The organism is Aeromonas sp. 604443 (assembly GCF_049170315.1).
GTDB classification, from domain to species: Bacteria; Pseudomonadota; Gammaproteobacteria; order Enterobacterales; family Aeromonadaceae; genus Aeromonas; species Aeromonas veronii_A.
This window is the reverse complement of sequence record NZ_JAAKMI010000008.1, coordinates 19,755-37,699: the sequence shown is the minus strand read 5'-3', so window position 1 is coordinate 37,699 and position 17,945 is coordinate 19,755. Positions and strand designations below refer to the sequence as shown.

17 protein-coding genes are annotated in these 17,945 nt (G+C 60.7%); 7 read left to right on the top strand and 10 right to left on the bottom strand.

Going from position 1 to position 17,945, the window contains the following annotated elements; all coding sequences use genetic code 11:
• Window positions 1-22: 22 nt before the first annotated feature.
• A complete protein-coding gene (locus G5380_RS12450; RefSeq protein WP_421209356.1) occupies window positions 23-1,627 on the bottom strand; it encodes a peptide ABC transporter substrate-binding protein in 1,605 nt (534 codons plus the stop codon).
• Between the two features lie 184 nt (window positions 1,628-1,811).
• Between G5380_RS12450 and G5380_RS12445 the strand changes: the two genes are divergently transcribed.
• Window positions 1,812-2,519 carry a ParB-like protein gene (locus tag G5380_RS12445; RefSeq protein ID WP_421352787.1) on the top strand — a complete coding sequence of 236 codons (708 nt, stop codon included), beginning with the start codon at window positions 1,812-1,814 and terminating at the stop codon, window positions 2,517-2,519.
• A 94-nt stretch (window positions 2,520-2,613) separates the two neighbouring features.
• On the opposite strand, the gene G5380_RS12440 is transcribed toward G5380_RS12445, so the two are convergent.
• Window positions 2,614-3,273, bottom strand: coding sequence for a CatB-related O-acetyltransferase (locus G5380_RS12440; protein ID WP_421352786.1), 660 nt, complete (start codon window positions 3,271-3,273; stop codon window positions 2,614-2,616).
• 288 nt (window positions 3,274-3,561) lie between these two features.
• On the opposite strand from G5380_RS12440, the gene G5380_RS12435 reads away from it, so the two are divergent.
• Entirely contained in the window at window positions 3,562-3,990 is a 429-nt protein-coding gene (locus G5380_RS12435) for a DUF2753 family protein (RefSeq protein WP_005335785.1), read from the top strand.
• A gap of 18 nt (window positions 3,991-4,008) precedes the next feature.
• On the opposite strand, the gene G5380_RS12430 is transcribed toward G5380_RS12435, so the two are convergent.
• Window positions 4,009-4,758, bottom strand: a complete 750-nt coding sequence (locus G5380_RS12430) for an enoyl-CoA hydratase-related protein (protein ID WP_058059692.1) — start codon at window positions 4,756-4,758, stop codon at window positions 4,009-4,011.
• 90 nt (window positions 4,759-4,848) lie between these two features.
• Between G5380_RS12430 and G5380_RS12425 the strand changes: the two genes are divergently transcribed.
• The 3 genes from G5380_RS12425 to G5380_RS12415 all read left to right on the top strand — a co-directional run bounded on the left by G5380_RS12425 (window position 4,849) and on the right by G5380_RS12415 (window position 6,738).
• Window positions 4,849-5,298, top strand: a complete 450-nt coding sequence (locus tag G5380_RS12425; RefSeq protein ID WP_058059691.1) for a copper chaperone PCu(A)C — start codon at window positions 4,849-4,851, stop codon at window positions 5,296-5,298.
• 95 nt (window positions 5,299-5,393) lie between these two features.
• On the top strand, window positions 5,394-6,026 hold the full coding sequence (locus G5380_RS12420; protein ID WP_058059690.1) for a TIGR04219 family outer membrane beta-barrel protein: 633 nt from the start codon (window positions 5,394-5,396) through the stop codon (window positions 6,024-6,026).
• A gap of 31 nt (window positions 6,027-6,057) precedes the next feature.
• The gene (locus tag G5380_RS12415) at window positions 6,058-6,738 is read left to right on the top strand and encodes an SDR family oxidoreductase (RefSeq protein ID WP_042052437.1); all 681 of its coding nucleotides are present in this window, start codon (window positions 6,058-6,060) and stop codon (window positions 6,736-6,738) included.
• A gap of 90 nt (window positions 6,739-6,828) precedes the next feature.
• Here the strand turns inward: G5380_RS12415 and G5380_RS12410 are convergent, their stop codons facing one another.
• Complete coding sequence (locus tag G5380_RS12410; protein WP_075116001.1) at window positions 6,829-8,553, bottom strand: proline--tRNA ligase; 1,725 nt, start codon at window positions 8,551-8,553, stop codon at window positions 6,829-6,831.
• 274 nt (window positions 8,554-8,827) lie between these two features.
• On the opposite strand from G5380_RS12410, the gene rlmD reads away from it, so the two are divergent.
• Complete coding sequence (gene rlmD, locus G5380_RS12405; protein ID WP_421312960.1) at window positions 8,828-10,180, top strand: 23S rRNA (uracil(1939)-C(5))-methyltransferase RlmD; 1,353 nt, start codon at window positions 8,828-8,830, stop codon at window positions 10,178-10,180.
• Between the two features lie 79 nt (window positions 10,181-10,259).
• Here the strand turns inward: rlmD and G5380_RS12400 are convergent, their stop codons facing one another.
• The 3 genes from G5380_RS12400 to G5380_RS12390 are packed head-to-tail and all read right to left on the bottom strand — an operon-like array spanning window position 10,260 to window position 13,736.
• Window positions 10,260-10,826, bottom strand: coding sequence for a PqiC family protein (locus tag G5380_RS12400; RefSeq protein WP_042052434.1), 567 nt, complete (start codon window positions 10,824-10,826; stop codon window positions 10,260-10,262).
• Window positions 10,823-12,472, bottom strand: a complete 1,650-nt coding sequence (gene pqiB, locus G5380_RS12395; RefSeq protein WP_005335774.1) for an intermembrane transport protein PqiB — start codon at window positions 12,470-12,472, stop codon at window positions 10,823-10,825. Before pqiB ends, G5380_RS12400 begins: the two co-directional genes overlap by 4 nt.
• Complete coding sequence (locus G5380_RS12390; protein ID WP_421352785.1) at window positions 12,465-13,736, bottom strand: PqiA/YebS family transporter subunit; 1,272 nt, start codon at window positions 13,734-13,736, stop codon at window positions 12,465-12,467. The genes pqiB and G5380_RS12390 overlap by 8 nt, the downstream gene beginning before the upstream one ends.
• A 176-nt stretch (window positions 13,737-13,912) precedes the next feature.
• On the opposite strand from G5380_RS12390, the gene hfq reads away from it, so the two are divergent.
• Window positions 13,913-14,272, top strand: a complete 360-nt coding sequence (gene hfq / locus G5380_RS12385; protein WP_005335772.1) for an RNA chaperone Hfq — start codon at window positions 13,913-13,915, stop codon at window positions 14,270-14,272.
• Window positions 14,273-14,404: 132 nt separating this feature from the next.
• Here hfq and G5380_RS12380 read toward each other — a convergent pair whose 3' ends face one another.
• The 3 genes from G5380_RS12380 to G5380_RS12370 all read right to left on the bottom strand — a co-directional run bounded on the left by G5380_RS12380 (window position 14,405) and on the right by G5380_RS12370 (window position 17,809).
• A complete protein-coding gene (locus G5380_RS12380) occupies window positions 14,405-14,995 on the bottom strand; it encodes an HAD family hydrolase (protein ID WP_216952070.1) in 591 nt (196 codons plus the stop codon).
• 65 nt (window positions 14,996-15,060) lie between these two features.
• Window positions 15,061-16,164: an EAL and HDOD domain-containing protein gene (locus G5380_RS12375; protein ID WP_216952069.1), complete on the bottom strand. Its 1,104-nt coding sequence runs from the start codon at window positions 16,162-16,164 to the stop codon at window positions 15,061-15,063.
• Between the two features lie 4 nt (window positions 16,165-16,168).
• Window positions 16,169-17,809, bottom strand: a complete 1,641-nt coding sequence (locus G5380_RS12370; RefSeq protein WP_227274451.1) for a sensor domain-containing diguanylate cyclase — start codon at window positions 17,807-17,809, stop codon at window positions 16,169-16,171.
• Between the last annotated feature and the right edge of the window lie 136 nt (window positions 17,810-17,945).

Genomic DNA, 17,945 nt, shown 5'->3' with positions numbered 1-17,945 from the left:
CCTCGCATCGTTGTGGCCGGTCTCAGTGTTTGACGAGGTAGAGTTGGCGGCTGTAGGCCACATCTTCCGGGTTGTTGATGGGGTAGCCCTTGAGCCATGGCTTGATGAGGCGGGCATTGGTGTACTGGTAGATGGGGGCGATGGGGGCTTGATCCAGCAGGATCGCCTCCGCCTCGCCAAACAGCTTGCTGCGGCTGGCGGCATCCTGAGTGCTGGCAGCCTCTGCCAGCAGCTGGTCATAACGGGCATTGGCAAAGCCTGCCATATTGCCGCTGTGACGGGAGCCCCACAGGCCGAGGAACGCTGAAGGGTCGTTGTAATCGGCGACCCAGGATGAGCGGATCACCTCGAACTGACCGCTCTGGCGGCTGTCGAGATAGGTTTTCCACTCCTGATTGGTCAGCTCGACCTCGGCGCCCAGCTTCTGCTTCCACATGCTGGCAATCGCCAGTGCCATCTTCTTGTGAATTTCCGCGGTGTTGTAGAGCAGGGTCAGCTTGAGCGGCTTGTCCGGGCCGTAACCGGCTTCCTTGAGCAGGGCCTTGGCCTTGCTGTCCAGCTCCGGCTGGCTGCTGGTGGAGAGCAGGTTGGCGGTTGGGGTAAAGCTGGCGGTCACATCCGGAGTGAAGTGATAAGCCGGTTTCTCGCCAGTGCCGAGCACCTTGTCGGCGATCAGGGCGCGATCGATGGTGTAGGAGAGCGCCTTGCGCACCCGCACATCGTCGAGCGGCGCCTGCTTGGTATTGAAGGCGTAGTAGTAGGTGCCGAGCTGATCCGGGGTGTAGACCTCATTCGGGATCTGCTGCTTCAGCTTGTCGTACTGCTCCTTGGGGAAGGATTCGGTGATATGCAGATCGCCAGCCAGGTAGCGGTTGGTGGCCGCGCTTTCCTGATTGATCGGCATGAAGATCACCTTGGTCAATACGGTATGGGCCCGATTCCAGTAATAAGGGTTGGGGGTCAGCTCCAGCTTTTCGTTGACCACCCGGTTGTTCAGCACAAAGGCACCGTTACCCACCAGTTTGCCGGGCTGAGTCCACAGGTTGCCGTACTGTTCGATGCTGGCCTGATGGAGCGGCGACAGGCTGGGGTGGCTCAGCAGGTTCAGGAAGTAGGGCACCGGCTGGGAGAGGGTCACCTGCAGGGTGTGGTCATCGAGGGCCTTGACCCCCAGCTCGCTGGCAGGCAATTTGCCAGCGACTATCTCGTCCACCTTGTCGAAACGGGCCAGTTGGGCAAACCAAGCGAAGGTGGCCGCCTCTTTCGGGTCGACCAGCTTGCGCCAGCCGTAGACGAAGTCGCCGGCCTTGACCGGATCGCCGTTGGACCAGCGCGCATCCGGGCGCAGATGGAAGGTAAAGAACTGGTTGCCCTTGTTCTCCCAGCTGGCCGCCACCCCGGCAACCGGTTTGCCATCCGGCCCCTGGGTCAGCAGCCCCTCGAACAGATCCCGCAGTACCTGCAACTCCGGCAGGCCGACCAGCTTGAGCGGGCTCAGGCTGGCAGGTTCATCCTTGAGGTGGCGAACGACAATCTGCTCGGCGGCGAGTTGTGTTCCGGCGGGAATATCGGCAGCCTGGACAGCAGCACAGCCCAGCAGGGCCAGCAAGGGGGTCCATCCTTTCATGGGTCGGATCCTTCAAATAGTGTGAAGCGGGGAGAAAACTCGGCGAGAAAATATCGCCGACAGATGGGAAATCATGATATCCCGTTTGCTGGTCTGACCGCCAGCATTCGACTCTCACTCCCAATCGGGGTAGAAGAGCGTTCCCGGCGTCTGTGCAGTTCAATGTGGTGAGGAGTGTCAAACGATGAAAGCATGGTTATTGCTGGCCTGTGTGTTGAGCCAGGGCGCCTGGGCGTTGGCCCCGTGCCAGAGCGACACGGCGGTGGGCAACTGGTGCGAGATCGGCATCGATGCCTTGCACCCGACTCAGGGGGGCGTCGGCCAGATCCAGGTTGATGAGACCCAGGCCACATTGGCGGGCATGAGTGCAAAGCAGCTCGACAAGTTGATGAAAAAGAAAGAGATCCCTGTAGTGATTGCACCGGATGGCAGCTACTGGCTGGTGGACAGACACCATCTCACCAAGGCGTTGTGGCAGCAGGGCGTCAAGGATGCGCGGGTCAAGGTGATTGGCCGTCTGCAGGACAAAGCCAACTTCTGGAGCCAGATGCAGAACAACCACTGGGCCTGGCTCAAGGATGAGAAGGGGCAGCCGCTGACCCCGGAGCAGTTGCCGACCAGTATCGACAAGCTGCCTGATTACCCCTATCGCACCCTGGCCGGACTGCTGCAGGATGCGGGCTACTTTCGCAAGGACAAACAGGTCTATTTCGTCGAGTTTGCCTGGGCCAGCTGGCTCGGCAAGCAGATGCAGTGGATGCCTGTCGATAACTCCAATCTGACCGCCCGCCTGCAACAGGCCAAACGGCTCGCCTGCGGCAGCGATGCCAGTGACTTGCCCGGTTATCCCGGCAAGCAGTGCAGCCTCAACCAGTCCAAAATCGCGCAGTGAGTGGATGTGCGATGACGGCATCCAGAGCATGCCGGAGATAAAAGAGGGCGACCCCAGGGTCGCCCTTATGCTGTCAGCTACTGGTTAGCGGTGGTCACTCATGGCGCACCGCCCAGTGGGCAGCCGCCTGTTCAAGCAGGGCGACGTCACCTTGCTGGATCAGCGCTAGCAGATCGTTGACCTGTTGATCCCGCCAATCCCACCAAGCGAGGGCCTGTAGCCGGGCAATTTCCTCCTCGCCAAAGCGCATTCGCACCACCCTGGCCGGGGTGCCCGCCACCATGGCATAGGGTGGTACATCCTGATTGACCAGCGAACGGGCGGCGATGATGGCGCCGTCGCCGATGGTGACGCCGGGCATGATCATCGCCTCCATGCCGATCCAGACATCGTTGTCGATGCGGGTATCGCCAGCGGGGCGGTAGCTGCGCTTGAGCGCCGCCAGATCGGCGAACGGATAGGTGCTGATGAAGGCCGTGTTGTGGGTGTGGTTGCCGCCCATGATGATCTTTACCCCAGCGGCAATTTGCACATAGTCGCCGATATGGAGCCGGTCGATATGCCAGAGCGGCTCCCAGCCGGTTTCCGGGCTGCGGCTGAAGGGATCGCCATGGAGGTAGCGCACCGCCACCTCTTCGAAGGGGCCATCCCAGGCACCCGAGTAGTAACTGTGCTGCCCTTTGAGGCAGATATTGGGGTTGGTCACCGTCAGGTGCAGGTATTCGACCTGCGACCAGTGTTGGCAGGGGTTCATATTGGTACTCCTTTGCTGAATGGATCGGATGGGTTGCGTTCGCTTGAGCGCAGCTAATAGATCCAGACCAGCATGCGGGGCACGCAGAGCAGGGAGCAGCCCAGCATCTGCGGGAGGCGTGGTCGCATTGTGGTGTGCTCCAAAGAACTAAGAGGGAAGGGCGCGATCATAAGGTCGGGCGCCGGGTTTGCCAAGGTTGCGCAGAGATCCTGCACTAACCCTCTGGTTGATATTTATTCTCAATTAGCCATGATAACACTCCCACCATGACGGATTCGGGAGAGCGAGATGACACCGCAAAGTTGGCAACGATACATGCTGGAGGCGGAGCGTGCCTGGCAGGCCGGTTCGCTAGGGGCGGCGATCTGCTTTTATCAGCAGGCGCTGGGGGATGTTTACGAGATGACCCAGGTGGAGTTGACCGAGCTGGCCACCATGCGAGTCGCCACCTGTCACCGGTTGGCCGACTTCTGGCGGGCGATGGATGAGCCGACTTACGAGCTGCGCTACCTGAAACTTGCCTCCGAGCTGGTGACTGCGCTGGTGCCGCAGTGCCCCAATCGGGAGTGCGAGGCACTGATCAGCGAGTTGGGTTGCTGTCGTGGTGCCCTGCTCGCCTTTCTCAAGCGCCACCCCAATCCGGAAATTGCCCGGCTGATCCAGCTGCAGGACAAGGTGCAGGGTTGCGAGCTGATCGGCCGTTTTCGTCTCAACTGACCGGCGTTGAGCGGCAGCTCAGCCCCGCCGTTTGAGTTTCTGGGCGATGCGCTGTTGCGCCTCTTCCCCTTGCAGTGCCTGGGCGAAGGCGCGCGCCTCCAAATCGATGACAAAGTGCACTGCTTGTTTGAGCTCCTGTTTCAGCAGTGTTTTGCTCTTTTGCAGCGCTCTGGGCGGTTTGGCCGCCAGCTTCAGTCCCTGCTCGCGGGCAAAGGAGAGTACTCCATCGGCCGCCACCACCTTGTTGGCGAGCCCGAGTCGCTGCGCCTCCTCGGCATCCATCGCCTCGGCCAGCAGCAACAGCTCGGCCGCCTTGAGGTGCCCCACCAGACGCGGCAGCAGCAGGCTGGAGGCGAACTCCGGCACCAGTCCCAACTCGACAAAGGGAAGCTGCAAGCGGGCGTTATCCGCCAGATAGACCAGATCGCAGTGCAGCAGAATGGTGGTGCCAATCCCTACTGCAGGACCTGCAACAGCGGCGATCACGGGTTTGGGGAAGTCGGCAAGGGTGTGGAGGAACTGCAGGATGGGGTCGTCGGGCTCCAGCGAGCTCTTGCCCATAAAGTCGGCCAGATCATTGCCCGCGGTAAAGCAATCCTGCTGCCCCTGCAACAACAGGACATGCACCTCCTCATCGGCTGCCGCCTCTCGCAGCGCTGCCACCAGTTGCTTATAGATCTCGGTATTGAGGGCGTTGCGCTTGTCGGGGCGGTTGAGGGTCAGGGTGAGCAAGCCATCCTGCTGCTCGGCAATGAGAATGGGGGCCATGTCTAAATCCTTGTTATTGAAAGGTGCAAAAAAGGTTGCTGCTGGGGTAACCTTGGCGCCGTTTAACAACATCATAAAAGGATTTCAACCATGTTTAAACGTGCGTTTTATTCTCTGCTGGTTCTGGGTATGACGGCGCCTGCACTGGCCAAGGTCGAGGCTGTCGACGGCTATGTGCGGCTGCTGCCGCCGGGCTCCCCCAACACTGCCGCCTTTATGGTGCTCAAGAATGACGCCGACCAGCCGGTCAAGCTGGTGGCAGCGGCTTCTGCTGCGGCCGGGCGTGCCGAGCTGCACACTCATCTGCACGAAAATGGTGTGATGAAGATGCGTCAGGTCGAGAATATCGAGATCCCGGCCAAGGGCGAGGCGGTGCTGAAACCGGGCAGCCTGCACATCATGCTGTTCGAGGTGGGTACGCTCTCCGAGCAGACTCCTTTCCCGCTCACCCTCACCATGGACGATGGTCAGAAGCTGGAGCTGTCACTGCCGGTGAAGCCGATTGAGCCGATGGCAGAGATGAAGCATATGAAGCACTGACATTTGTCGTCGTTTGTTCAGGATTGACGCTGGGTATTTTGGCTGCACCGAGTAAAATAGTGCTCTTTTCCATGTATGCAAGAGGAAGTGACGTAATGAAAAAGACGCTGATTGCCGGTTTTGTGCTGGCTCTGTGCAGCCAGAGTGCCATGGCCGCTGACGACTGGCGTTTTGCCGCCGGTGCCGACGTATGGGCAGCCAAGGGCAGTGGTCAGGCTTATGGCACCAGTGCCGATGGCAGCTATGACGACAGCTACAACTGGAACGGCTATCTGCAACTGGAGCACGGCATCATCCTCCTGCCGAACGCCAAGTTTGAAGTCTCCGATTTCAGCACCTCCGGCGGCAACTTCAAGAACGACCTGACCGCCTACGATCTGAGCCTCTACTACCGTCTGTTCAACAACGATCTGTTCAAGATCGATCTGGGTATGACCGGTCGTCACTACGATGGCGAGCAGGTCTATGTCGGTCGCAAGGGCTATAACGAAGATACCCTGATGGCTTATGCCGGCAGCGAAGTGAAGATCCCGGGCACCGGCATCGCCTTCTTCGGTGATCTGCGCACTCACGATGCGGACAACTATGACTACCGTCTGGGCGGTTCCTACAAGTTCTCCTCCATGCCGATCAAGCTGCGTGCCGGCTGGCGTGAAGCCAAGGTCGACTTCGACAACGTTGACCAGCGTATCGATGGCTGGTTCATGGGCGGCGAATTCACTTTCTAATCTGACCGTCAACTGACGACGAGGAGCGATAATGGGCCACATCATAGTGACAGGTGCCGGTTCTGGTCTCGGCCGGGCGCTGACCATCGGACTGGTTGAGCGGGGCCATCAGGTCTCCATGATGGGGCGCCGTTATCAGCGACTGCAGGAGCAGGAACAGCTGCTCGGCAGCGCGGTGATCGGCATCGCGGCCGATCTGGCGCACCATGAAGAGGTCGACGTTGCCTTCGCCGCTGCGGTGGAGTGGGGCGGGCAGCCCGACATGGTGATCCACTGCGCCGGGGTGGGCGAGTTTGGCCCGGTCGGTGTTTACACCGCCGAGCAGATCCGCCGGGTGGTGGAGAGCAATCTCATCTCCACCATTCTGGTGGCCCAGCAGACGGTGCGGCTTATCGGGGAGAAAGGCGGAGTACTGGCCAATGTGCTCTCCTCCGCCGCGCAGGTGGGCAAGGCTAACGAGAGCCTCTACTGCGCCTCCAAATGGGGGATGCGCGGCTTTCTCGAATCCTTGCGCGCCGAGCTGAAAGGCTCGCCACTGCGGCTGGTCAACCTCTACCCGAGCGGGATCCGCAGCGAATTCTGGGACAACTCGGATCACGTGGACCCGAGTGGCTTCATGACTCCGGAAGATGCGGCGGCCTATATGCTCGACGCACTGGAAGCCAGAAGCAGCTGCCACGTGACCGATCTCTTTATCGGTCGCAATCCCTGAGGCAACCCTTCATCCGGTTGCCGTCGTCAGCACACAGAAACAAAAAGCGCGCCAAATGGCGCGCTTTTTTATATCGGGAAGAGGGCGGAATTAACGGCCCAGCTTGGCCTTGAGCATGGCGATGATGTCGCTGATGGCCACTTCCTGCTTCTCGCCGGTGCGGCGGCACTTGTACTCCACCACGCCGTTGTCCAGACCGCGATCGCCGATGACGATGGCGTGCGGGATGCCCAGCAGCTCCATGTCGGCGAACATCACGCCCGGGCGCTCTTTACGGTCGTCGAACAGCACGTCCACACCAGCGGCTTTCAGCTCGGCGTAGAACTGTTGTGCCTGCTCGGCCACGCGCTCGGACTTGTGCATGTTCATCGGCACGATGGCCACTTCGAACGGGGCGATGGCGTCCGGCCAGATGATGCCGTACTGGTCGTTGTTCTGCTCGATGGCGGCAGCCACCAGACGGGAAACCCCGATACCGTAGCAACCCATCTCCATGGTGACGGACTTGCCAGCTTCGTTCAGCACGCTCGCCTTCATCGCTTCGGAGTACTTGGTACCCAGCTGGAAGATGTGGCCCACTTCGATACCGCGCTTGAGCAGCAGCTTGCCCTGGCCGCACGGGCTCGGGTCGCCTTCCACCACGTTGCGCAGGTCGGCAACTTCGTAAGAAGCGATGTCGCGATCCCAGTTGGCACCGGTCAGGTGGAAGCCGGTTTCGTTGGCGCCGCAGACGAAGTCCGCCAGATGGGCGGCGCTGCGATCGACGATGATGCGACCGGCAAAGCCGACCGGGCCGATGGAACCTGCATCGCAACCGGCGGCAGCTTTAATCTGCTCGTCGTTGGCGAAGGTCAGCGGGTTGGCTACGCCAGCCAGTTTCTCGGCCTTGATCTCGTTCAGCTCGTGGTCGCCACGCAGTACCAGCGCGATGACGGCCTGCTTGCCGTGCTCATCTTCCTCTGCCAGTACCAGCAGGGTCTTGGCGATGGCGGTCGGAGCCACGTTCAGGAAGGCAGCCACTTCGTCGATGGTGTGGACGTTCGGGGTGGCAACCTTGGTCAGGGCTGCGGTGGCGGCAGCGCGCTCACCAGCCGGTGCCAGTGCTTCGGCCATCTCGATGTTGGCGGCGTAATCGGAGCTATCGGAGAAGGCGATCAAGTCTTCACCGCTCTCTGCCAGCACCTGGAATTCGTGGGAACCGGTACCCCCGATGGAGCCGGTATCCGCCTGCACTGGACGGAAGTTCAGACCCATGCGGGTGAACGCCTTGCAGTAGGCGGCGTGCATCTTCTCGTAGGTATCGACCAGAGATTCCTTGTCGATGTGGAAGGAGTAGGCATCCTTCATCAGGAATTCGCGGCCGCGCATCACGCCGAAACGGGGGCGCACTTCGTCGCGGAACTTGGTCTGGATCTGGTAGAGGTTGAGCGGCAGCTGCTTGTAGCTGTTCACTTCGTAACGTACCAGCGCAGTGATCACCTCTTCGTGGGTCGGGCCCAGCACGAAGGGACGGTTGTGACGGTCGGTCAGACGGCACAGCTCGGGACCGTAATCATCCCAGCGGCCAGACTCCTGCCACAGCTCGGCAGGCTGCACCACCGGCATGGAGACTTCGACGGCACCAGCATTGTTCATCTCTTCGCGAACAATGTTCTCGATTTTCTTCAGTACCCGCAGACCGGTTGGCAACCAGGCATACATGCCGGAGGCCAGTTTACGGATCATCCCGGCGCGCAGCATCAGCTGGTGGCTGACAACTTCAGCGTCGGAGGGGGTTTCCTTGAGAGTGGAAAGCAGATATTGGCTGGTACGCATCGCGGTAGACCTTAGCTAGAACGGGCGCGGGGCCCAGGATAATTTCAAGGGCGGAATTTTAACAGGCTGGGCGTTGCGGCCCAAGGGCTAAATTTGCCGCAACCCGAAAGGTGGCCACGCCCGGCAGATGGCCAGGGGCAATGACCATTGCAACAAGCAGGCTTTTTATGCCTGCAATTTGGCCGGATCTCCGCTAAACTCTGCCACCTTTTCTCGATGGGCATGGCTCTGCCGCGTTCATCACCCCCCATTTTTAGTACTTTTGGAGCCGCTCATGCCGTTAGTGGGACATCAACACCAGATCGAGATCCTGGAACTGACCGACAAAGGAGATGGCAAAGGACGCCTGTTCGATCGCCCCCTGTTTGTCGAAGGTCTGCTGCCCGGTGAGCAGGCGCTGGTGGAGCTGACCGAGGTCAAGCCGAACTATCTGCACGGCAAGGTTGCCGAGCTGCTCCAACCTTCAGCAGATCGGGTTGCCGATTTCTGCCCCAACACCGAGTGCGGTGGCTGTCAGGTACGCCCGCTGGCCTATCCGGCTCAGCTCAAGCTCAAGCAGGCACTGGTGCAGAGCGCACTGGAGCAGGCCGGGCTGGGTGACACCCCGGTCAAGGATATCCTTGGCATGGAAAGCCCGTTCGCCTATCGCAACAAGGCGCAATATGCGGTGCGTGGCTGTGACGCCGGTGCCGAGATCGGTTTTTATCGCAAGCACTCTCACGATCTCATCACCGCCGATGATTGTGCGGTGCAGGATCCGCTGCATGTCGAGCTCAACGCCCGGGTGCGCAACTGGATGCGCGCGCATGACATCGCCGCCTATGACGAAGTAAACCACAGCGGCTGCGTGCGCAACCTGATGACCCGCAAGGGCTTCAAGAGCGGTGAGCTGATGGTGGTGCTGGTCACTTTGGGCGAGGAGTTACCGTTCGAAGCCGAGCTGCTGGCAGCCCTGAGCGATCTGCCGGTCACTACCCTGGTGCAGAACATCAACGATGAGCGCACCAACCGCATTCTGGGCGCCACCAACCGGGTGCTGCTCGGCGAAGGGGTGATCCGCGACAAGATCCACGAACTCGAGTTCGAGATCTCGCCGCTCTCCTTTTTCCAGAACAACCCGACCCAGACCGATGTGCTCTACTCCAGCGCCCTCGAGTATGCCGAGCTGACCGGCAACGAGACGGTGTTCGACATCTATTGCGGTATCGGCACCATCTCCCTGTTCCTGGCTGGCAAGGCCGCCAAGGTGGTGGGGATCGAGTCGGTGGAGAGCGCTATCAGCGATGCCCGTCGCAACGCCGCCCTCAACGGCATCGAGCACACCGAATTCCACGTCGGCAAGGCGGAGCAGCTGATGCCCGAACTGCACGCCCAGGGTGTGACCGCTGATGTGGTGGTGATGGACCCGCCCCGCAAAGGCTGTGACAAGGCGGTGCTGCAGACCCTGGTCGCCATGGCGCCCCGCCGTCTGGTCTATGTCTCCTGCAACCCGCAGACTTTGGCCCGCGACCTTGCCTGGCTGGTCAAGCAGGGCTTCGTGCTGGACGAAGTGCAGCCGGTCGATATGTTCCCGCACTCCATGCATGTGGAAGCAGTGGCTCGTCTGAGCTTGCCCGCCCAGGCATAAGTCGCCCCGACTCTTGCCCATAAAAAACGACGCCAGCTGGCGTCGTTTTTTTCTATCTGATACTCGCAGGTTGATGTGCTCAACCTTGCTTGCGCACCTCGGCGGCGATCTGGTCGAGCAGCTGTTGCCAGCCCTGACCCAGCTCGTTCACCAGTGCGTTGTAGCCATCGGCCGGCAGCACCCGCTCCTGACGGAAGGGAGCATCGCGCAGCACGGTGCCATCTTCCGCCAGCAGGCGCCAGCGGCCGCTCAGCACGGCGCTGCCGTCATGACGGCCCTGAAAGCGCTCCACCAGAATGGTCAGCACCGGCCCCTTGCGGGCGCCATCCTGCCGTACCACCCAGCCCGGCAGGCGGGTGGAGAGGCCATTGAGGGTGAGCTGGTTGAGCTGATCGTCCAGCGCACCGGCCCAGCGATGGTACTCGGTGAAGTGGAGCTCTTGCCCTTCCAGCTGATAGACCAGACTGATCCGGTCGAGCTGGCTGGCCAGCGCCACCGGGCGCAGCACCAGCTGGTGCTGCGGTTGGGCCGGGGCCGTCACGGGTTGCTGGTTGTCGGCATCGAGCGAGTAGTAGTGCAGGCTTGGCTGGCTGCTGCAGCCCGCCAGCAGGCCCAACAGGGCCAGCGTCAGGATCTCTTTTTTCATTGTTTGCCTCGCTTGGGCTCAGGGTCCGATGGATGCGCGCGATCGAAGATCAGCGAGCTGGGCTGCTCGTTGAGGGAGTGCACCAGCGGCTGCAGTTCGCGCATCAACTGATTGAGGGTCTGCACCGACTGACGCAGGTCCTGATTGGTCTGCGACTGGGCATCATAGGCCTGCAAGGTCTCCTGCAACTGCTTGAGGCTCTCGTTGAGCGAGGCCGGCAGCTGCTGGGTGGAATCCTTGGCAGTGAGCTTGTTCAGGTTGGCGCTGACTGCACTGATGTTCTTCAGGGTGCCATCCAGGGTGGTGAGTGACCCGTTGACCTTGGTCAGGGTGGTTGCCATGTCCATGTCGACAAACTTGTCGAGGATGAGGTTCACCTTGCGCTCGATCTGATCCAGCCCGCCCTGCACGGTAGGGAAGACCTGATAACCGGCCAGCTTGGCCTGTTCGAAACGTGGCGCGTCCGGATAGAAGTTGAGGTCGATGATCTTGCCGCCAGTCAGCAGGCTCGAGGTCTTGAGGCTGGCACGCAACCCCTCCTTGAACTGCTTGCCGAACAGGGCACGCCACTGATCCTTCTCCGCCTTGGCATAGCGGTGGGAGAGGCGCTGTACCTCGATGCGAGCCAGCACCGGGATCTGGCGGCTCTTGAAGATCTGCACGCCCTTGTCCTCGATGAGGTAGGGGGCGGAGATGACGGTACCGACCCGAATGCCGCGATACTGCACCGCCGCGCCCGGGTGCAGACCACCCACGTTGTCATCGAACAGGAAGACGTAGTCGATGAACTGATCCAGACTACCGGCCAGCACGCTCGCCTCATCCTGGAACAGGGTGAACCCTTCCATCTGTTTGACCGGTTCGCCAGGCGCCCAGCCGGGTGGCAGACCCATGGTGATGCCGCCATCGATCAGGCTCTCCAGCGAATCCATCTTCACCTTCATCCCCTCGCTGCTCATGGAGACCTCGAAGCCCGGGGTCATCCAGAAGCGGGAGTTGCTGCTCACCAGAATGTCATAGGGGGCGTGGATGAAGATTTGATACTGCATCTCGCTCTTTTCCGGCAGGAACTTCGCCTCTTCCACCTGACCTATGGTGAAGCCCTGATAGTTGATGGGGGAGCCTTCCCCCAGCGCGCGAGTGTCGCGACTGCTGAGGGTGAGACGCAGCCCCTTGGCATCGAGGGAGGCGAGCGGCGGTTTGTCGAGCATGGCGTATTCGTCCCGCGCCCGACCTTTCTTGCCGGGGGCGAGCTCGATATAGGCGCCGGAGAGCAGGGTGCTCAGACCCGATACCCCTTCACGGCCCACTCTGGGCTTGACCACCCAGAACTGGCTGTCACCGCGCAGCATGCCGGAGGCGGCATTGGTCAGCCGTCCTTTCAGCACCGCATGGCTGTAGTCATCGCTCAGCTCGACGGCCTCGATGCGGCCGACGTCCACTTCGCGGGAGCGGATCACCGTCTTGCCAGCGACTATGCCCTCGGCAGTGGCGACTGTCAGGGTGAAACTGGGGCCCTGGGAGTACCAGTGCTGGAACAGCATCCAGAGACCGATGAACAGCGCCAGCAGGGGCACCATCCAGATTGCGGCGGCAGAGCTCAGAAAGTCAGAGCCCGGTTTCCACCTTTTTTTACGCTCACTCACGTTCGCGTTCTCCTTGTTGTAAATCCCAGATCAGGCGGGAGTCGAAACTCATGGCGGCGACCATGGTGATCAGCACCACACCTGCAAATGCGACGGCCGCAGGGCCGGGATAGATGGTCATCAGATTGTCGAGCCGGATCAGGCCCGCCAGAATGGCCACCACGAAGACGTCGATCATCGACCAGCGTCCGACAAATTCGGTCATGCGATAGAGTTTGAGCTTGCCGAGGGGGGAGGTGACATTGCGGCGCTGCACCATATAGCAAAGCCAGAATAGCGCCAGTATTTTCACCAGCGGCACCACCACGCTGGCGAAAAAGATCACCGCCGCTATGGGGTAGGAGCCCATGGCCCAGAGCAGCACCACACCGCCGAGGATGGTGGAGGGGCTGTCATCACCGAGGAACACTGTATCCATGATGGGATAGACGTTGGCCGGAATGTAGAGAATGGCGGAGGTAAACAGCAGCGCCCAGGTACGGTTCAGGCCGCCCGGCTTGCGCGCATGCAGCTTGCCGCCGCAGCGGGAGCAGCTGTGGCTGCCCACCTCGCTCAGAGCGCCACAGATATGGCAGCCCACCAGACCTGATTCCAGCGCGCCCGCCTCCGGGTCGATATCCCGCGCCTCGGTCGGGCCGAACAGCCGCTGCCACAGCCACATCTGATCCAGCGAGGAGATCATCTTGATGAGCAGCACGGTGTAACCGACGAAAGCCCAGAACGACAGCCCCATCTTGATGTCGGCCATCCCCATCAGCTTGACCAGCGAGATGAGCACCCCCACCAGAAAGACATCCACCATCAGCCAGGGTTTGATCCGGCAGAGCAGACGGCCGAGGGAGCGCAGGGCATTGCTGTGCAGATCTTTATCGATCCGCCACAGCACCAGCATGATGGAGCCCATATAGACCAGCGGCAGGCCGATCAGGGTCAGGCTCAGTACCGCGCCGAGAAACAGATAGCCCTCATCCACCAGGGTGGTGATGCTCTGCAAAAAGGTCATCTCCTGGCCCACCCCTTTGGCCGAGAAGGACATAAAGGTAAAGGCATTGGCGAGCACGAACATGATAAGTGCCGCGAACCCGTAGGAGATCGGCAGCAACTCCTGCTGTGGCAGGTGGCGACTCAGGGTGTGTCCGCAACGGGGGCAGCAGCTGGCCTGTCCCACCTCGAGCGGTGTGGCCGGTATCAGCAGGTCACACTCTTCGCAGGCAGTGGCATCATGGACATAGGTGGTGTGGTGTTGGTGTGAAACCGGATGCAAGATAAAACCCCAGATAAGGCCCGTGGTAGAGCCAGAGCTGGCGATTATCGCAGTTGTGCCGGTCAGCGACCAGCCCCCGGAGGCCGCTATTGCTGGCGGGAGTGAGAATGACTTTGACAAGCCAGTGCCCATTTAGCACAATCAAACGCCACTTTTTTTCCGCGGGACAATAATTTATGACAACTGAATCCCCCAGCTACTCCACGATTGAGCAAGCCTTCTCCCTCGGGAACGGGCAAGATTCTGCCCTCAACTGGTTGCGCAAGAATCGCAGTCAGGTCGCTATTTTTCTGGTGAGCGGCATCAAGCTGGAAGGCACCATCAGCGGGTTCGACCAGTACAGCGTGCTGCTGACCGATGCTCATGGTAACCAGCAGCTGGTCTACAAGGCCAAGATCTCCACCATCGCCATGCACACCGGCCGTCCGCAGGTGAATATCCAGCGTGCTCGCAAGCCACGTGTCTCCATGGCGCCGCGCCCCCACGGTGCGCCGGGTCGTTATGACGACAATCAGGGCGGCGGCAACAACGAGTAATCGTCTGCCCCGCACTCCCCGTTGACGCGCCCTGCGTCAGCGGCTGACGGAACCTGCTCTCATTTTCATTCATGTCCCGTATGAGAGTCGGTTTCGGTTATCGCCCCTTGCAGGGCGATATTTTTTTACGCACTATGCGGTTATGCCGACAGGTTGACCCTCTTTGACCATGCAGGTCTGCATACCCGCCGCCTCTCCGGCCTGTACCCCGATACCGGTATCTTCAAACACCAGACAGCCTGATGGCGCGACCCCCAACTTGCTGGCGACCAGCAGGAAGGTGTCCGGATTGGGCTTGTGCAGCTCCACATCGTCTGCGGTGACTACCACTGAGAAGTAGCGATCCAGCCCGGTGTTGCGCAGCACTGCCTCGGCGTTGACGCGAGGCGAGCCGGTGCCGATCCCCATCGGGATGACGCCATGATAGCGCTCGACCAGCGCCTGCATGGCCGGAAAGACGGTCGCCTTGTGCAGGTTGGCCACATAGTGGGCGGTCTTGCAGCGGGTGACTTCGAGCGGATCGAGGGGGATCTGCTGCTCCTGTGCCACCAGCAGGGCTATCTTGCGGCTCGGCATGCCACCCAGTTCATAGAACCAGTCGGCATCGAAGCGAAAGCCAAACTCACGGGCGGTATGTTCCCAGGCGGCGAGGTGCAGCGGCATGGAGTCGACCAGGGTGCCATCAAGGTCAAAGACCAGGCCTTGGAATCCGGAAAGAGTCATGGTGCGGGTCAGTCTCTGAAAAAAGGGAGCCCATTCTAGCCAGTGGCTCCCCGCCTCGCCATCACCTAGCAGGTGAGAAACGCTTGCCCCCACATTTGCGCCTGAAAATAGACGGGGGTGAGTCTGGTCGGGTCGAGCTGGTATTTCGGTGCCAGCTGCTCCAGCAGGGCCCAGTTGCCCTGTTCGTAGGTCCTGACCAGCTGGAACAGGTGGAACAGCGGCCCTTCGTGCCGCTCGATGGCTCGTTTTACGTTGTTGGGCAGGTGGGCCTTCAGCGACTCCGATAGCAGGGAACCATCGAGTACCAGCCCTACCAGAAAAGCCCAGCTTGCTTCGCGTTTGTCTAGGGCGGTGAGGGCGATAAGTTCACAGAAGCGACCGCGAGCGATGGCCATCCGGGTAGAGGCCTCCGGCATATGCTGGCTTACCCGGGCCAGGCCGTTGATCAGCACAAACTTGCGGATCTCCTGCTCTCCCAGATAGGAGAGGGCGCGGGAAACCGAGGTGATGGGGGCGGCATGATCGAAGCCGGGGGCGTTGACATAGGTGAGTAGCTGGCCTGGGAGCAAGGCATCCTGCTCCAGCAGGCGGGCCACCTGGGCAAAGGAGAACTCTTCGTGGCAGATGAGCTGGAGGATCTGCTGCACAAGTGCCATGTCGGGCTGGGTGGCACGCTGATTGACCAGCTCGGGGCGGGCGAGAAAACCACCGGCAAAGAAGTCGACTCCGGCCTCTCGCAGCGGGAGAAAGTCTTCCCAGGTTTCGATATCGAGGGCCATCCGCTTGTGTTCGGTGGGCTGGCAGATCCCCTCTTCGCCCATCCAGAATACCAGCAGACGGCTGGCACCGAGCCAGCGTGGCTCACGGCTGACCCCGTGTACGGCAAGCCGGCGTCGACTGTCTCGCCACTGTTCCAGCACCGGAAAGGAAGCTGGTAGCCGTTCGCTGGAGGCTTCGACCAGCGGGATCGCATCCTGATCAAACAGCAGGGGGCGCTGTTCATCGAGCTGTTCGTGGGTGAAGGGCACCAGATATTGGCGCCCTTGTGCCAGCAGGCGGCAATGTTGTGCCAGCGAGGGCCACTCGTCCGGTGAGCCGAGCAGATAATCGATGCCGTAGGCCACCAGGGCCAGGCGACGATTGAAGATAGGGTAGCGACGCAACAGCATGGGATCACCGATAGGCCAGAGTGCGGGCCCTCCCTTGTGACTTGGCGTGGTAGAGCGCCTGGTCAGCCTGTTCGGTCAGGGTCTGCCATGCTCCGTCCTGGGAGGGAACCAGATAGCTAAAGCCTATGCTAACCGTAATGAAATCAGCAACCCGCGAGGCGGGATGGGGCATTTTCAAGCGGGCAAGACCATCGTGGATCCGTCCGGCCAGCTGTTCGGCCTCACCGGGTTGGGGGGCGCAGAGCAGAATGACGAACTCCTCCCCGCCGTAACGGGCGACCAGATTGGTACAGCGCCGCTCTGCATCCCGCAGCACATGGGCCACCTGTTGCAGGCAGAGATCCCCCTTGGCATGGCCGAAGTGGTCGTTGTAGGCCTTGAACTCGTCGACGTCGATCATCAATACCGCCAGCAGGTTCTGGGTGCGTCGTGCCCACTCCCACTCCCGCTGCATGGTGATGTCCCACTGGCGCCGGTTGGCGATGCCGGTGAGGGGATCTTCCAGCGACAGCAGGGAGAGGCGGTGATTGGCCTCCTCCAGCGCACGGTTGGTCTCGGCCAGCTGCATGGTGCGCTCGGCGACCCGGGCCTCCAGCTGGCGGTTGAGGGTTTCCAGCTGCTCCTGAGTACGCTGGCGGATCAGCAGTTGTGACAGAATGGCGGCGTACTGTTTGAAGATCTCGCTCTGATAGGCCTTGAGCGGACGGTGCCAGAGCAGGTTGTCGGCGGCGATCCAGCCGATGGGAGTGGTGCCATCCCATAGCGATACCATGGCGTTCCAGCCACGGCCCACCTGCTGCTTCTCGTAGTAGAGGGGGGTATCTTCCATCACCAGCACGTAATCCTTGCGCCTGAGCGCCTCTTGCACCGTGGGGTGATCCGGAATGGGGCTGATGAAGTTGTGTTCATCCATCAGCTCGCCCTCTTCGCTGGTGCCCCAGGTGCCGCGCATGGTCTTGCCATCGGGTTCGATCAGGAAGATGGCAACCCGATCGAACTGCAGCTCCTTGCGGGCCAGCAGCACGGCATCCCGCAGCAGATCGTTCTCGCTGCGACTGCGGGAGAGGGTGACGCTGACCATGTGCAGCGCCTGCAACATGGTGAGGAAGGAGCCCTGCAGTGCCTGACTCTGTACCAGGTCGGTCTGGGTATGGAGCCGCTGGTCCCGCTCCTGATTGACCTGGCTGGAAAGCAGGTGATTGCTGAGCTCGGCTGTCAGATAGTGGATAAGGAGCTGGATGCCCTGACGCTGGTGGGAGGAGAGGCGATCGATGCGGCGGCGGGTCTCCAGATAGATGACCCCTTCCAGTTTCATGTGACGTTTGAGAGGGAAACAGGCGCGTAACTGCGGCTGGGCGGGCTCCACATTTTCGCCGGGGTCAGGCGGTGGCTGGAGTTGTTCGATTACCAGTTGTCCCTTCTCCATCGCCTTGTCGATCAGGTGGTGGGGCAGGGTCAGTTGACTGAGATGGGCGAGATCCAGCGTGGTCAGCCCCTGATCGAGCTGAAAGCTGTAGAGCTGCGGTTCGGGGGCTTTCAGCCAGAGGTAGAGGCGTTCGGCATCGGTTTTTTCACGGATGGTGGCGAGGCTCACTTCGCATAACTGAGCGAAGTTGGTGAAGTGTTCCGGGTCCCATTCCTGCATACCAGCATCCCTTGGATTGTACCCAAGCGAGTATAAACATATTTCTCTTTGATTAATATGTCAGAAAGGAGAGGTGTCGCACATATTGGTTGCATTCCACGTTATGCGTGGAAACATTCACTGCTTTTACTGCCAA

What these genes read in the sequence shown, in the direction of transcription:
- G5380_RS12410 (WP_075116001.1), bottom strand. Translation starts at nt 8,553, where the DNA reads ATGCGTACCAGCCAATATCTGCTTTCCACTCTCAAGGAAACCCCCTCC.
- G5380_RS12440 (WP_421352786.1), bottom strand. Translation starts at nt 3,273, where the DNA reads ATGAACCCCTGCCAACACTGGTCGCAGGTCGAATACCTGCACCTGACG.
- G5380_RS12425 (WP_058059691.1), top strand. Translation starts at nt 4,849, where the DNA reads ATGTTTAAACGTGCGTTTTATTCTCTGCTGGTTCTGGGTATGACGGCG.
- G5380_RS12415 (WP_042052437.1), top strand. Translation starts at nt 6,058, where the DNA reads ATGGGCCACATCATAGTGACAGGTGCCGGTTCTGGTCTCGGCCGGGCG.
- G5380_RS12420 (WP_058059690.1), top strand. Translation starts at nt 5,394, where the DNA reads ATGAAAAAGACGCTGATTGCCGGTTTTGTGCTGGCTCTGTGCAGCCAG.
- hfq (WP_005335772.1), top strand. Translation starts at nt 13,913, where the DNA reads ATGACAACTGAATCCCCCAGCTACTCCACGATTGAGCAAGCCTTCTCC.
- rlmD (WP_421312960.1), top strand. Translation starts at nt 8,828, where the DNA reads ATGCCGTTAGTGGGACATCAACACCAGATCGAGATCCTGGAACTGACC.
- G5380_RS12435 (WP_005335785.1), top strand. Translation starts at nt 3,562, where the DNA reads ATGACACCGCAAAGTTGGCAACGATACATGCTGGAGGCGGAGCGTGCC.
- G5380_RS12430 (WP_058059692.1), bottom strand. Translation starts at nt 4,758, where the DNA reads ATGGCCCCCATTCTCATTGCCGAGCAGCAGGATGGCTTGCTCACCCTG.
- G5380_RS12370 (WP_227274451.1), bottom strand. Translation starts at nt 17,809, where the DNA reads ATGCAGGAATGGGACCCGGAACACTTCACCAACTTCGCTCAGTTATGC.
- G5380_RS12400 (WP_042052434.1), bottom strand. Translation starts at nt 10,826, where the DNA reads ATGAAAAAAGAGATCCTGACGCTGGCCCTGTTGGGCCTGCTGGCGGGC.
- G5380_RS12375 (WP_216952069.1), bottom strand. Translation starts at nt 16,164, where the DNA reads ATGCTGTTGCGTCGCTACCCTATCTTCAATCGTCGCCTGGCCCTGGTG.
- G5380_RS12445 (WP_421352787.1), top strand. Translation starts at nt 1,812, where the DNA reads ATGAAAGCATGGTTATTGCTGGCCTGTGTGTTGAGCCAGGGCGCCTGG.
- G5380_RS12380 (WP_216952070.1), bottom strand. Translation starts at nt 14,995, where the DNA reads ATGACTCTTTCCGGATTCCAAGGCCTGGTCTTTGACCTTGATGGCACC.
- G5380_RS12450 (WP_421209356.1), bottom strand. Translation starts at nt 1,627, where the DNA reads ATGAAAGGATGGACCCCCTTGCTGGCCCTGCTGGGCTGTGCTGCTGTC.